We start from the raw sequence: 12,909 nt of genomic DNA, 5'->3' as shown, positions 1-12,909 counted from the left end.
ACTAAACACCTTTTGTACAGCGTTAAACAAGAACTGAGACACGCCTGAAAACCCTTGAGCTTCTATCATGCCGTTTGCCAAAGCTTCATAGGTTACGTGTGATGCCTTAATTTCTAGCTAACGCTGTATTTAGACAGTATTGACTTAGTTGCCGACTTTCAGAGATTGAACCGCCTCAAAGTTCTGATTCTCCGGCCTGTAAACAGGAGCCTCACTCTCGTCGGGTGCATAAAGAATTCCGATAAGAAGGTAAGTCCCCTCCGGTACGACTCTACCCCAGTTGTCCCTCCCCGACCAACTTTCCTCAAACGAGATGCGCTCACCCGGCGCCATTGGTTTTGGCGTAAGGCCGAGGGTACGAACAACCTCATACAATGACTGGAACATAACCTCACCGCTTTGGTTCGTTACCAAAAGGTCGTCATGGGCTTCCGCCTCGAGGCCACCTAGTTGAAGGGTGATCTCCTCATCACAGATATTTTCAGCAGTGAGGGTAACCGTGAGGCCCGCTCCGACTGCAACTTTGCTGGGAGCACTCATACTGAACGCCACACACGGGTTGGGAACGTGCCCTGTAGGCGTGTATTGTCTAAGTGTGTATGTGCTGCCGAGCTGGTTGGGAGTACAGCTCACCACAATGGCTATCAAGGCGAGGGGCACGACTAACAAGCGCACTTTAAGTTTTGTATTCATCTCCGCTCCTCATTTCACAATCAGTAGCCAAAAGCAAGGATCCCAAGATCCCGTTCAATATTACGGATGTTACTAAAAATGTATCTATTAGACCCCCCAAGCCCCCAAACAATGCCGCGAGCTTGAGCAGTACCATTTGAGTTCAAGGAATATACCGGAGAACCACTGTCGCCATTATCGGCATTGGTAAAACCCGAATTAGCTTGCACATAATCTTGGCACTTTAGCCATCTGGCGACACCACCCATAGGGCTCGTAACACAGGTTTTTACAACTGTACCTCTTGTCCAACCGGTCTGAACACCAATTTTGTCAAGAATCTCTCCATTAACTGGGACGTAAGTCTTACCAGTGACCATACGTAAGTTGGAATCATCGTACGTTCTTCCGTTCGCTGTCGTGATCCTTGGAAGTGTGTTCCTCCCACTGTTAGCAGGGTCACCATACCTTACATACGCAGCGTCACTAAACCTACAAGTTGCAAAAGGTGGACAACTGCCACCACCCATGTAAAAAGCCGGGTCAAGAGTCTCCACACCAATTGCTTTTCCGGGTCCAACCCAATCTTGGTAAAACCTTACTTGATCTACAAAGCCGATATCACGCGTACAATGGCTGTTAACAAGGAATCCTAACTCTCCATTACGTCTAACGTTGAACCCTTTGGTACACCACGTGTTGCTGTTGTTTTTGATATACCCAACTCTTACAGCTCCAGGAACCGGTCGCACATAAGACCATAAATTCTTTGTAGCATAAGGTTGTATCAATGGTTGCGTTGTCGCTCCAAGCAAGCGAATGGGCTCAGTTATTTCAAGCTTGACACTCCCACGGCTAAAGCACGTGGGATTCTTGCTTCACAGCGCTGTGCCGACTGATTAGGGTCGGTCTTACCTGCGCTCCACAAGCGTTTAGCGTCTCGGCGTGCCCCGCCGCGACAAGCTGTTTAAGTCCTTCTACTTTGATGTTGTGCGCCGCATTCAGGTCGCGGTCTATCACCGCACCACAGGCACACGTCCAAACCCTATCAGCGAGTGTCAGGGCGTCGTTGATAGCGCCGCACTCCATGTGCAGCTTGGAACTTGGGAAAAACCTGTCTATGACTGCCAGGTGCTTTCGATGCCACACCGTTTTGTACTCGAGTTGCCTACGGAACTCTCCGAGGGCCGCATCAGACACGCTCTTGGCTAGCTTGGTTCTCGCCATGCCTTTGAGCGATAGGTCTTCGATACAGATACCCTCATAGCCCCTCACTAGGGAGGTGGTCATCTTATGGAGAAAGTCTTGACGTTTGTTCCTGACTTTCTGATGGATACGAGCTAGCTGCTGTCTGGCTCTATCACGGTTCTTGCTTCCCTTCTGCTTGCGAGAGAGCGCCCTTTGTGCGCGTTTCAGCTTCTTCTCGGCGGCGCGGTAGTGCTTGGGCGGCGCTTCCCGTTCACCACTGGAAAGGACAGCGAAGTCTTTGAGCCCGAGGTCTATGCCTACGACGTTCTCAGGCTTGGCGGGCGGTAGTGGCACGTCCGGCATTTCAAACTCGGCCGTCAGCGTCACATACCACTTGCCGGTGGCGTCGCGCTTGAAGGTGGCCGACTTGGTTTTGCAGTCAATGTCTTGAGACTGGCGGATGCGTACCCAGCCGATTTTAGGAACGTAGACCTTGCCATCTTCAACCTTGACCCGTTGCGGAATGCGGAAGCTCGGCATCTCTCGCTTGCGCGACTTGAACCGAGGAAAGCGCGAGCGTTTCTCAAAGAAGTTCTTGAAGCTGCGGTCAACGTCCTTGAGCGCCTGTTGAAGGAGCTGCGAGTCAACGCCCTTAAGCCACCCGGTTTCAGGTTGCTTTTTCAGGTCGGTTAGCTCGCTTGAAAGCTGCTTGGCACTGATGCCCTCCTTGTTCGCCTCATAGAAGTCACGACGCCTAGCCAGCGCCCAATTGAACACGAAGCGTTTCGCCCCAGCCATCTGGCACAGCAGTTCTTCCTGCGCCTTTGTGGGGCGCATCTGGAAGCGGTAGACCTTGCGAAGCAGCATCAGCGTTTCCTCTGCTCTGCAATATACCGCTCAATCGTCTGGGAGCTGACGTTACCAGCGGTCGAAACGAAATACGAGCGCGTCCACAGACTACGCAACCGCGCCAGATGTGGAAACTCCTGCCGCAACTTGAAGGAGGTGTAGCCCTTGAGATGACGAACGATGCAATCCACCGAGGTGCTGGGGTCAGCGCCGATGAAGAGATGGAGGTGGTCGGGCATCACCTCTAAGGCGATGACCTCCCACCCCATCCGTTCGCACTTGTCGTTAAGCAGTTCGCTGAGCCTGTCACTGACGCGCCCTACCAGCAGCTTCTTGCGGTACTTCGGTATCCACACGAGATGGTAGTTCAAGAGGAATACCGAGGTGGTCTTGTGCTGGTAGGCGCGGGGCATCAGAGAAAGTCCCCTACCCGGCTGTTGGCGAGTTCTACGCCCCGTTTCAGTGCCTCTCGCACCAGTTCGACAATACGAAGGTCGTTGTCGGAGAGGAACTTGTACTCCTGCACAAGCTGTTCAGTGCAGTTCTCGAGGAGGGCTTCAAGTGGGGTGCAATGGCAGCCCGGCAGGGTATTGGCCGCCTGTTTGATGGGGCTGCTCATTAGAGCAACCCCAGGATGTCGAGAGCTTCTTCATCGGATACCGGCTCGTTGTAGCCTTTGGCTTCGCGGCGAGCGTGGTGCTCGGCTTGCCAGGTGCGCCAGTCGCGGAGTGATGCTTGCTCGGCTTCGGTTGGGAGGTTCGTGCTATCGTTCATCTTGATTCCCCTTAACGGAATTTCTGAGCGGCGTGTGCTTGGCGGCTATGCCGCTCAGATGCTTTAAGTATACACAATATGGTGACGGCTGTCAACATGTTGTGGTGACGATGCTGCTATACTGTCTTCATGACTGACTCCATTAGACAAGCTGTTAAAAGGCGAATTGACGAGCTTGGGAAAAGCCAAGCCGAGGTGGCGCGAAGTCTAGGATTGCAGCGGCAGTATCTAGGCCGAATGCTAAACGAACACGTTGGAGAGGTTCCTGAAAGCTGGCAGCAACTTCTTGACGCTCTAAACCTCGAACTCTACGTCAGAGAAAAACCCTCGACTGCGAACAGCCAGAAGAGCTAGCTCTTGCAGAGCTAGTTGGGGGGCTGCTACATCCCACGGCTAAAGCACGTGGGTTTTGCAGCCCCCCATACCCCCAACTTCTATAATCGCATCTTCTGGTATGTTAAACCGCTGTATTGCTTCCTTGACCCGCAAAGCATGATTTTCGCTCTCAACACCAAGGGTTACAGTATTATTGACCTCATCAACGTCTAAAAACAAAAGTCCGTATTCAGTTGCAATCTTGAGAGCGTTGGTGAAATATGCGTGTAGCTCTTCAAATGTGTATCGAACCGTTTGCAATTTAATCTCTGGCAACTTGGCTTTGCTTGATGAGATTAACACCTCCTGATCCAAATAGTTTGACCCAAAAACGTTCTCTATCGCTTCTTGAACGTTAGAAATGCTCGCCGTGCGGAAGGATTGGCTTTTAGCCAAATTGGCTATGTAATTACCGTTTTCGTCAAGATAGAAGCCTGCAAATTCAGGAAGTGCTTCCGCAATTTTTAGAAACTACTCATCTAGCGTTTCTTTACTTTCGGGTGTAGGCGCTTCTTCTGTAACGTCCAAAGGGTTTGTTACACAAGCTTGAAGTAGAGAAGACAGAATGAGTAACGGTATGAGCGCTTTGATATTGAAATGTCTACGCATTGCGTCCTCCAAGTTCATGAAATCAATCAGCCAAAGTGAAAGATGGAGCAAGCTGGCTAGGCCTCAAACTCCGGATGCTATAAACCAGAGCTGTAGCTAACAGCCTCTTATATGGCTAGTTTCTAACAAAGGAAAGAGTAGCACAGAGTCTTCACAAATATCTTAACCCTTTTTTAATCTGTCTTTCAACGATAGACAAGTGCTTCCACTCAATGTAGGCTAAAGCCATTGCGAGAGGTGACTTAAGAGTTTGACAGTAGCGTTTCTTTCATACTAAACCTCTATACACTCATGCTCAGTAAACTGATGTTCGAAAAAAGAGTTGGCAAGGTATTAGTATCGGCGAGCTATAAAGCCGCAACTTATTGGTTTTATGTGGAAGCGGCTCTAAGCGCTCGTCATGCCTGTAAACCAACTCACCCTAAAGCAGCAACCGGTAAAAATCCAAGGTCTCTTGCGCCACCGCCGCCCAGCTGAAGCGCTCCTCGACCCGCCGGCGCGAGGCTTTGCCCATCGCCCCCAGCCGCGCGGGGTCAGAGAGCAGCTCGGTCAGGGCCCCCGCCAGGTCGCGGGCGAACGCCTCGGGGTCTTTCGGTTCGAAGTCCTCCCCCGCCTCAAAGGGCACTAGCAGCCCCGTCTCCCCGGGCACTACGATCTCCGGGATGCCGCCGACGGCGGAGGCGACCACGGGCGTCTCGCAGGCCATCGCCTCTAAGTTGATGATGCCGAAGGGCTCGTACACCGACGGGCAGACGAACACCGCCGCTTGGCTGTAGAGCACCACGAGCTCCGCGCGCGGCAGCATCTCGCGCACCCAGACGACGTTGGCCCCCTCCGCGCGCGCCCTTTCGATCAGCCCGGCCATCTCGCGTTCGATCTCCGGGGTGTCCGGCGCCCCCGCGCAGAGCACCACCTGCGTCCCTTCCGGCAGGTACTTGAGCGCGCTTACGAGGTGCAAGATGCCCTTTTGCCGGGTGATGCGCCCGACGAAGAGCACGTAGGGGCGCGCGGGGTCGACCCCGTAGCGGCGCAGCACCGCGTCGTCGCGCGTCGGTCTGTACTCGCTCGGGTCGATGCCGTTGGGGATGACGCGAATCCGCTCGAAGGGGACGCCGTAGAGCGCGTGCACGTCGCGCTTCATCGCTTCGGAGACGGCCACGACCCCGTCGGCGTTCTCGAACGCGGTGCGCTCGAGCCAGCTGCTCGCGTAGTAGGCGGAGCCCAGCTGCTCGACCTTCCAGGGGCGGTGCGGCTCCAACGAGTGCGTGGTCAAGACGAGCTTGGCCCCCTGGAGCTGCTTCACCAAACAGCCCGCGAAGTGCGTGTACCAGGTGTGGCAGTGCACGATGTCGCTCGGCCCCGCCTTGCTTGCCATCATCAGGTCGCGCTGCAAGGTGTCAAGCAGCTTGGCGTGGCGCGGGTCCTGGGCGCTGAGCGCGACCTCCGGGGTGACGCCCTCGACCCGCAGGTTGCCCTTTTCGACGCGCTGGTCACCGAACGAGAAGACCTCGAGGCGGTGCGCGCCCCCATCCAGGCGCGCGAGTTCGCGGGTCAGGTACTCGACGTGCACCCCCGCCCCCCCGTAGATGTGCGGCGGGTACTCGTTGGTCAAGACGGTGATGTTCATCCGGCACCCCTTTCTAGCGCAGTCTACAGGATGGTGTGTGGTGAAGAGCTTCCGGTTACCGAGCAATGAGCCATGAGCAACGAGCCACGAGTGATCGCTACTGGCCCCTCGCTACCGACTTTTGCTTACCGGCTCAGCTCGAAGCGCAGGTCGTAGTTGTTGAGCGTCCCCGGCAGCGGCCCCGGCACCCCGAGGCGGTTGAGGGGGCGTAGCCACACCTCGCGGCCCGTGATGAGGTGCGCGAGCATGTTGCTGGTGAGCAGCAAGACGAGGTGTCGCCCCGGGCAGATGGCGGGCCCCTGCGAAAAGGGGATGAGCGGCCACGGCTGCGAAAAACCGTGCTCGAGCCACACCTCCGGCGCGAAGCGGTGCGCGTAGGGCAGGCGCGTCTCGTCGCGGTGGAAAAAGGGCGCGTAGATCAGCACGCCGGTCTCGGCGGGCATGACCCCCTCCTCCCACTGCGTCTCGCGGGTGCTCTGGCGCAGCACCATCGGCGTCGTGGGCCACAGGCGCAGCGACTCGAGCACCGTCGCCCGCAAAAAGGGGAGCACCGGCAGGGGTGGGCTCTCCCGAACCTCCTGGCGCGCCCGCTCCGCCTGCTCGGGGAACGAGGCCAGCAGCGCGAGCGAGCGAAACGTCGTCATACCGGCGGGGTCAAAGGCGAAGAGCCACTGCGGCACCTGGTGGTCGGGGGCGGTCTGTTTGGTGGCGTAGGTGTGCGCCATGACGTGCGCCAAGCTCCCCGGTTCGGCGCGCTCTAAGTAGCGGTGCATCCGCCTGAAAAAGCGCTTGCGCAGCCCCTTGTTCTTGGGCTTTAAAAAGGCCCAGTTGCCGTCCGCGCGGAGCTTAAAGATCATGTCGGTGAGCTTCGTGTCGTCCCTGGCACCGTCGCCGAAGACGACCCGCCGCACGAGGCGGAACCAGGCGGCGAAGAAGGTGTCCCACTCGAGCGCGTAGCGGCGCCGGCGGACCGTTTTGAGGAGTTCGTCGGCCTCCTCGGCGACGACCGCCAGAAGCTGCGCCGAGAGCCTGTGCATGGGGCTCTCGTGGTCCAAGACCTCCTCATTAAAGCGGCGGCGGTCGGGGCGCGCGGGGCCGCGGGTGATGAGCGCCCCCTTGGGCTCGAAGTGCGACAGCGCGGCGCGCTTTTCGAAGCTGGCCGTGGTGAAGGGCTCAGGCGAACCCGCTAGCACGCGGTGGACGTGTTCCGGGTCCAAGATGAGCGCTCTGGGCTGGCCCGGGACGCGCAGCATGAGAGGCCCCGGCCCGTAGGTGTCCCTAAGCCGCTGCATCCGGCGCACGGCTCTGGTGTCAAGGTCGAGCGCCTCGGTAAGCGCGACGATCTTCGGGCGGCGGATGATCGGGCCCTTGGCGACGGTCGGGATGACGATGTCTGACAAGACGCTTAGCGTGTCCTGCACCGAAGCGACGGGTAGCGATGCACGGTTCATGTAACCCCCTCTGGTGGCTCGGTAGCGTTTCGGTAGAGGCGCGGACCCAAACCCGCAGCGCCCCCCACAAGCTGCGTCTCACCTTGCGACGCGCTTTGTGCTCCTGCCTACCTTTATTCTGACCGGAGGTGCCCCGAGGGCAGTGTGTGCCAGGGTAGAGAGGCGACCTATGAGCGCCGAACACTTGCGCTGACCCCGTTTTGCAAGCTGACGCATTGACAGCGCCGCGACGCTCACGGATACTCGGACGTGGACGATGGTTGACCAAAGTTGTCAACTGATACCGGAAGCCGATCGAGGAGACCTCATGGGATGCTGTGACGAACTCGCCATCAAGAGCCCGCCGCGCTACAAGGCGCGCCGGAGCCCCCCAACCGACCTACTTAGCGCCTGGAAGGGAGACCCCAGTACGCTCGGCGGCGTCGAGCGCCGAAGCGTCCTCAAGGGTCTTTTCGGGACCTTCGTGGGCGTCACACTCGCCCCTAGCCTCGTCGCCTGCAACCCGCGCGCGCAGCGCGTTCGGTTGGCCTTTTGCAGCCAGCTGCTGTGCGTGGTGCCCTACGAGTTCACCCGCGCCGAAGGCTTTTTCGAGGACGAAGGGCTCGAGGTCGAGTACATCTACGCGCGCGGCGGCAACGCCGCCATGCAGGCGCTCGTCGGCGGCGCGGTCGACTACGCCGCCACCAGCCTCGACGTGGCGCTGCAGGCGGCCGCGAGCGGCGCCGCGATCCGGCGCTTCGCCACCACCGGTCAACTGCCGCTCTTCGCCCTAGCGACCGCACCGGGGAGCCCCATCGCTTCCCTTGAGGGGCTCGCGGGCGCTACCGTCGGCATCTCGGGGCTCGGCAACGCCGACCACGCGCTGCTCCTTTACCTGCTCCAACGCTCGGGGGTGGACACGGGCAGCCTCGAGTACGCCACCATCGGGACCAACCTCTACGAAGCGCTCAACGCGGGCCAGGTAGACGCCGGGATGGTGCAGGAGCCCGCGCTCTCGCTCGTGCAGGAGGCCGGCGGACGGGTGCTCTTTAACGGGATGGACTTAACCGACGCCGAGCGCTTTTTGGGCGGCACCTACGAGTTCATGGGCGTCGCGGTGCGCGCCGCGGAGCGAGACGAGCGCCTCGACGAGATGCGGCGGCTGGCGCGGGCGCTAGAGCGCGGGCTCAGGGCGCTGCGCACCGCCTCCCCCGGCGACCTCATCGCGGCGCTGCCGCCGGAGCTGGTCACCGGCGGCGACCCCGGAAGGCTCGCCGACATCTTGGAGCGCTACCGCCTGTCGCTCTACCCCGAAACCGTCAGCATCGACCCCGCCTCGAGCGCGCGCGTCCAGGAGGCCAACCTGAGCGCCGGGGTGCTGGCGGCGCCCGTGGACCTAGACGCGCTCCTCGACACCGCCGCGCTAGGGGCGGACGCGCCGAGCGGGCTCCGGGCCGCGTGATGCTCGCGGTTCGGGACCTCACGCTGGCCTACGGCGGGGCCGAACCGGTGCTGGCGGGGGTGAACCTCGAGGTCCCCGCGGGGCGCTTCGTCTCGCTCGTCGGGCCGTCGGGTTCGGGTAAGAGCAGCATCCTGCGGGCGGTCATGGGGCTGCAAGCGCCAGAGGGCGGCGCGGTGTCGCTCGGCGTGCCGCGCGAGGAGGTCGGCTTCCTCTTTCAGGACGACGCCCTCTTGCCGTGGCGCACGGCGGCGCAGAACGTCGCGTTGGGCCTCACCATCCGGGGGGTCGCCAAAACCGAGGCCCTGGCGCGCGCGCACACCTGGCTCGGCCGGCTCGGGCTCACGGGTTTCGAGGACCGCTTTCCGCGCCGCCTCTCGGGGGGGCAGCGCAAGCGGGTGGCGCTCGCCCAGGTGCTGGCGCTGGGGCCGCGCCTGCTACTGATGGACGAACCCTTCGCGTCGCTCGACGCCATCGTCCGGCACCGCATCACCCAGGACGTGCTGCGCTGGACGGAGCGCGAGCGCCTCACCGTGCTCCTGGTCACCCACGACCTAGAGGAGGCGATCAGCCTGTCAGACACCATCTATCTGCTTTCAAACGGCCCGCGCGCGCGCGTCAAAGAGCGCTACGAGGTGCCCCTGCCGCGCCCGCGCGACCCCATCGTGACGCGCACGCTACCGGGTTTCGCGCCGCTCCTCAAGCGGCTGTGGAGCGACCTCGAGGGTGCCTTCGCAGCCCCCTCCCCGACGGCGCCGCTCGAGGGGGCCACGCGGTGAAGCGCGCCTCGCGCCTGCGCGTCCCGCTCGTCTGGCTCGCGCTCCTGGGCGTCTGGGAGCTCGTCGGGCGCGCTGGGCTGCTCGCCGACCTCTACGCCACCACCCCGAGCGCGGTCGCCGAGACGCTCTACACCCTCTTCGCGAGCGGCACGATCTGGCCACACCTGCAAGCCACCTTTTCCGCGGCGCTCTTGGGGCTCGTCTTCGGGCTCGTCGTGGGGGCGGCTTTGGGGTTTGCCGCCGCGCTCGTCCCCTTCCTCCGCGAGCTGCTAGAGCCCGTCATGCTCTTTTTAAACGCTATCCCGCGCGTTGTCCTGGCGCCGCTCTTTATCATCTGGTTCGGTATCGGGGTCGGCTCGAAGGTCGCCCTGTCGCTCGTGCTGGTCGCGGTGCTCATCTTTTTCGCGGTCTACAACGGCTTTCGCGAGGTCGACCGGCGCCTGGTCGAACGCGTGACCACCTTGGGTGGCGGGCGCGGGGTGCTCCTGCGCGAGGTCTACGGGCCGTCGGTCGCCTCGTGGGTGATGAGCAACCTCAAGGTGGCGCTAGGGTTCGCCTTTACCGGCGCCGTCGTCGGCGAGTTCGTCGCGGCGAGCCGCGGCCTGGGTTACCTGATGACCTTCGCACTCAGCACCTACAACACCGCGCAGGTCGTCGCGCTGGTGCTCCTCATCGGCCTTTTCGTGCTGCTGCTCTTTTACGTCGCGGGTAGGCTCGAGGCCCGCTGGCTCCGTTGGAGGCACCCATGAACGTCGCCTACGTCTTTAACACCCCGAACGCCGCTACATACAAGCTGGGTGGGATGATCTTGCCGCAGCTCGAGCGCGGCGACCACGGCGCCAAGGTGCTCGGGATGTTTTTCTTCGACGACAACACCTTTGTGCTGCGCCAGGGCGACCCCATCGGCGAACGCTTGGGCCGCGTCGCCAGGGAGCAGGGCATCTTGCTCATGATGTGCGATCAGTGCGCGCTGCAGCGGGGGCTCGCGGTGGGCGCGCCGCGCAGCGCCACCCCCACGGGCGTGGTCGCGGGGGTAGCAGTCGGCTGCTTTCCCGACCTCTACGGCGCGCTCGCTACAAGCCCCTCGGTTCAGGTGATCTCGCTCTAAGCCGCCTAGGTGGCAGCGTCCACCAGCGCTAACCCCATACCCGTCAAGCCGACGTCTAGGGGCGGCACTTCCGACCTCACACCGAACGCCTGGTTGCACACGGGCTCGCGCCTAACCGGGAGACCTTGCCGCCTCTCGCCGCCATCTCCTTCTACGCTGAGCGCGCGGCAGCCCGAGCGGCGCCTCGGGGCCCTAGCGCCGCTTGCGGTTGGCGTAGCCCGTCGGCACGCGCAGCCGCCGCTCGGCGTCGCGGGCGGCGAGCATGGCGTTGATCTCCCTCAGTTCGGCGTAGTAGTGCTGCAGCTGGTCGGTCGGCAAGTTCGGGTCGGTCAAGTAGCCCGAGACCTCCTGCATCCGCTCCAACAGGCGTTTGCGCTGCGCCTCCTTTTCGTCGCTCAAATAGAGCTCGCGCAGGCGCGAGAGCGACTTGTGCAGGTGCCCGTCGACGTCGATGCGGCGCTCTTGCTGCGCCTCCTGGGTGAGCAGGCGCTCGAAGACGATGCGCCCCTCCTCCCGCGCCTGGTAGTGGCGCAAGATCGCGCGGTCGTCAAAAGCGCAGGCGCGGCACACCGCGCAGAACTCGCGCAGCAGCGCGTCCTCGCCCGCCTCGGGCAGAGCCGCCTCGAGGACCTCGAGGCGCTCGGCCAAGCGGTGCGGCTCGAGCAGCAGCAGCGCGATCACCTCGAGCTCGATAATCGCCCGCTGCGACGCCCCCTCGCCGCGCTGCATACCCTTGAGCTGCGTGGTGTCGAGCTTGCGCCGCGTGCGCGCGCGCACCCACTCGTCGAGGCGCGCGCCGTCGATCCCTAGGTGATCGATCACCAGCCGCCGCATCTCGCTCGCCACGGGGTCGAACACGTCGCGGGGGGTGAGCGCGGGCAGAAGCTCCTGCAGCGCGCCCTTTTTGCCCTCCAGGGTGCTCACGTCGAACCTCGCCAACACGCGCTCGAAGCGAAACGCGACCTCGGAGAGCCCGCCCCGCAGCGCCTCGCGAAAGGCGCCGACGTGCCCCGCCAAAACCGCGTCGGCGGGGTCTTTGCCGAAAGGCACCCTCACCGCCCGCACCAAGAAGTTGCGCCCCACCGACTGCTCGAGCCCGCTCAAGACCGCCCGCTGCCCCGCCTCGTCGGCGTCGAAAGCGAGGAGCAGCCGCTCCACCCCCTGGCGCGCGAGCTGCGCCGCCTGTTCGGCGGTGAGGGTCGCACCAAGAGCCGCCACGGCGTTTTTAAAGCCACACTGGTGGAGCGCAATGACGTCCATGTAGCCCTCGACGACGATGCACTCGCCCGCCTCGCGGATCGCCCCCTTGGCGACGTCGAGCCCGTAGAGCAGCTCGGCCTTTTTAAACACCTCGGTCTCGGGGGTGTTCAGGTACTTGGGCAGCGCGTCGTCGAGGACGCGCCCCGAAAACCCCACCACGCGCCCGAGCGCGTCTTTGATGGGGAACATCACGCGGTGGCGGAAGCGGTCGTAGCGCCGCCCCGAATCGGACTCGGCGATGAGCCCCGCGCGCAGGAGGTCGTCGTCGGAAAAGCCCTTGTTGAGCGCGTGCTTGAGGAGCGCGTCCCAGCTGTCGGGGGCGTAGCCGAGGTCGAAGGCCTCGAGGCTCTCCGGTGTCAGCTTGCGCCCCAAGAGGTAGTCTCGCGCGGGTCCCGGCAGGTGCGCCTTGAAAAAGGCCAAGGCCAGCTTGTTGATCTCATAGAGGTCGCGCTTTTTGGTCCCCTGCGGGGTGCTGGGCGTGACCTCGATCCCGACGCGCCGCCCGAGCAGCTGCAGCGCCTCGTAAAAGTCCACGTTTTGGGTGCGCATGACGAAATCGAACACGTCACCCTTGGCCTGGCAGCCGAAACAGTAGTAGAAGCCGCGGTCCTGCAGCACGTGAAACGACGGCGTCTTCTCGCTGTGAAACGGGCAGAGCCCCTTGAGCCGCCCCCGCCCCGCGCTCTGCAGCGCCACGACCTCACCGACGACCTCGGCGAGGTCGAGGCGTTCGCGGATGCGTTCTTTGGCGTCGTCAGGCACGGGCTCCTCGGGGCGCG

The 12,909-nt window shown here is 62.0% G+C and carries 14 protein-coding genes; 5 read left to right on the top strand and 9 right to left on the bottom strand.

What is annotated here, in order from left to right:
• Nucleotides 1–144: 144 nt before the first annotated feature.
• The 5 genes from TRAD_RS15960 to TRAD_RS16235 form a co-directional block, all read right to left on the bottom strand.
• Entirely contained in the window at nucleotides 145–693 is a 549-nt protein-coding gene (locus TRAD_RS15960; RefSeq protein ID WP_013177144.1) for a hypothetical protein, read from the bottom strand.
• An 834-nt stretch (nucleotides 694–1,527) separates the two neighbouring features.
• Nucleotides 1,528–2,727, bottom strand: a complete 1,200-nt coding sequence (locus tag TRAD_RS03190) for an RNA-guided endonuclease TnpB family protein (RefSeq protein WP_013177065.1) — start codon at nucleotides 2,725–2,727, stop codon at nucleotides 1,528–1,530.
• Nucleotides 2,727–3,122, bottom strand: a complete 396-nt coding sequence (tnpA, locus tag TRAD_RS03185) for an IS200/IS605 family transposase (protein WP_013177064.1) — start codon at nucleotides 3,120–3,122, stop codon at nucleotides 2,727–2,729. The genes TRAD_RS03190 and tnpA overlap by 1 nt, the downstream gene beginning before the upstream one ends.
• A complete protein-coding gene (locus tag TRAD_RS03180; protein ID WP_013177063.1) occupies nucleotides 3,122–3,328 on the bottom strand; it encodes a hypothetical protein in 207 nt (68 codons plus the stop codon). Before TRAD_RS03180 ends, tnpA begins: the two co-directional genes overlap by 1 nt.
• Nucleotides 3,328–3,483: a hypothetical protein gene (locus tag TRAD_RS16235; protein ID WP_013177062.1), complete on the bottom strand. Its 156-nt coding sequence runs from the start codon at nucleotides 3,481–3,483 to the stop codon at nucleotides 3,328–3,330. Before TRAD_RS16235 ends, TRAD_RS03180 begins: the two co-directional genes overlap by 1 nt.
• A gap of 129 nt (nucleotides 3,484–3,612) precedes the next feature.
• On the opposite strand from TRAD_RS16235, the gene TRAD_RS15955 reads away from it, so the two are divergent.
• Entirely contained in the window at nucleotides 3,613–3,837 is a 225-nt protein-coding gene (locus TRAD_RS15955) for a helix-turn-helix domain-containing protein (RefSeq protein ID WP_148221172.1), read from the top strand.
• A 39-nt stretch (nucleotides 3,838–3,876) separates the two neighbouring features.
• On the opposite strand, the gene TRAD_RS15950 is transcribed toward TRAD_RS15955, so the two are convergent.
• The 3 genes from TRAD_RS15950 to TRAD_RS03170 form a co-directional block, all read right to left on the bottom strand.
• Nucleotides 3,877–4,254, bottom strand: a complete 378-nt coding sequence (locus TRAD_RS15950) for a hypothetical protein (protein WP_148221173.1) — start codon at nucleotides 4,252–4,254, stop codon at nucleotides 3,877–3,879.
• Nucleotides 4,255–4,888: 634 nt separating this feature from the next.
• Nucleotides 4,889–6,094, bottom strand: coding sequence for a glycogen synthase (gene glgA, locus TRAD_RS03175; protein WP_013177142.1), 1,206 nt, complete (start codon nucleotides 6,092–6,094; stop codon nucleotides 4,889–4,891).
• A gap of 125 nt (nucleotides 6,095–6,219) precedes the next feature.
• Nucleotides 6,220–7,545, bottom strand: a complete 1,326-nt coding sequence (locus TRAD_RS03170; RefSeq protein ID WP_013177141.1) for a cytochrome P450 — start codon at nucleotides 7,543–7,545, stop codon at nucleotides 6,220–6,222.
• A 307-nt stretch (nucleotides 7,546–7,852) separates the two neighbouring features.
• On the opposite strand from TRAD_RS03170, the gene TRAD_RS03165 reads away from it, so the two are divergent.
• The 4 genes from TRAD_RS03165 to TRAD_RS03150 are packed head-to-tail and all read left to right on the top strand — an operon-like array spanning nucleotide 7,853 to nucleotide 10,870.
• Nucleotides 7,853–8,986: an ABC transporter substrate-binding protein gene (locus tag TRAD_RS03165; RefSeq protein WP_013177140.1), complete on the top strand. Its 1,134-nt coding sequence runs from the start codon at nucleotides 7,853–7,855 to the stop codon at nucleotides 8,984–8,986.
• Complete coding sequence (locus tag TRAD_RS03160) at nucleotides 8,986–9,762, top strand: ABC transporter ATP-binding protein (protein WP_013177139.1); 777 nt, start codon at nucleotides 8,986–8,988, stop codon at nucleotides 9,760–9,762. Before TRAD_RS03165 ends, TRAD_RS03160 begins: the two co-directional genes overlap by 1 nt.
• Nucleotides 9,759–10,511 carry an ABC transporter permease gene (locus TRAD_RS03155; RefSeq protein WP_013177138.1) on the top strand — a complete coding sequence of 251 codons (753 nt, stop codon included), beginning with the start codon at nucleotides 9,759–9,761 and terminating at the stop codon, nucleotides 10,509–10,511. The genes TRAD_RS03160 and TRAD_RS03155 overlap by 4 nt, the downstream gene beginning before the upstream one ends.
• Nucleotides 10,508–10,870, top strand: coding sequence for a SaoD/DsrE family protein (locus TRAD_RS03150; RefSeq protein ID WP_013177137.1), 363 nt, complete (start codon nucleotides 10,508–10,510; stop codon nucleotides 10,868–10,870). The genes TRAD_RS03155 and TRAD_RS03150 overlap by 4 nt, the downstream gene beginning before the upstream one ends.
• A 192-nt stretch (nucleotides 10,871–11,062) precedes the next feature.
• Here TRAD_RS03150 and dnaG read toward each other — a convergent pair whose 3' ends face one another.
• Nucleotides 11,063–12,892, bottom strand: a complete 1,830-nt coding sequence (gene dnaG / locus TRAD_RS03145) for a DNA primase (protein WP_013177136.1) — start codon at nucleotides 12,890–12,892, stop codon at nucleotides 11,063–11,065.
• Nucleotides 12,893–12,909 lie beyond the last annotated feature (17 nt).

Source organism: Truepera radiovictrix DSM 17093, assembly GCF_000092425.1.
GTDB classification, from domain to species: domain Bacteria; phylum Deinococcota; class Deinococci; order Deinococcales; family Trueperaceae; genus Truepera; species Truepera radiovictrix.
Note: the sequence above shows the minus strand (reverse complement) of the source record. Positions and strands in the feature narration are given on the sequence as shown.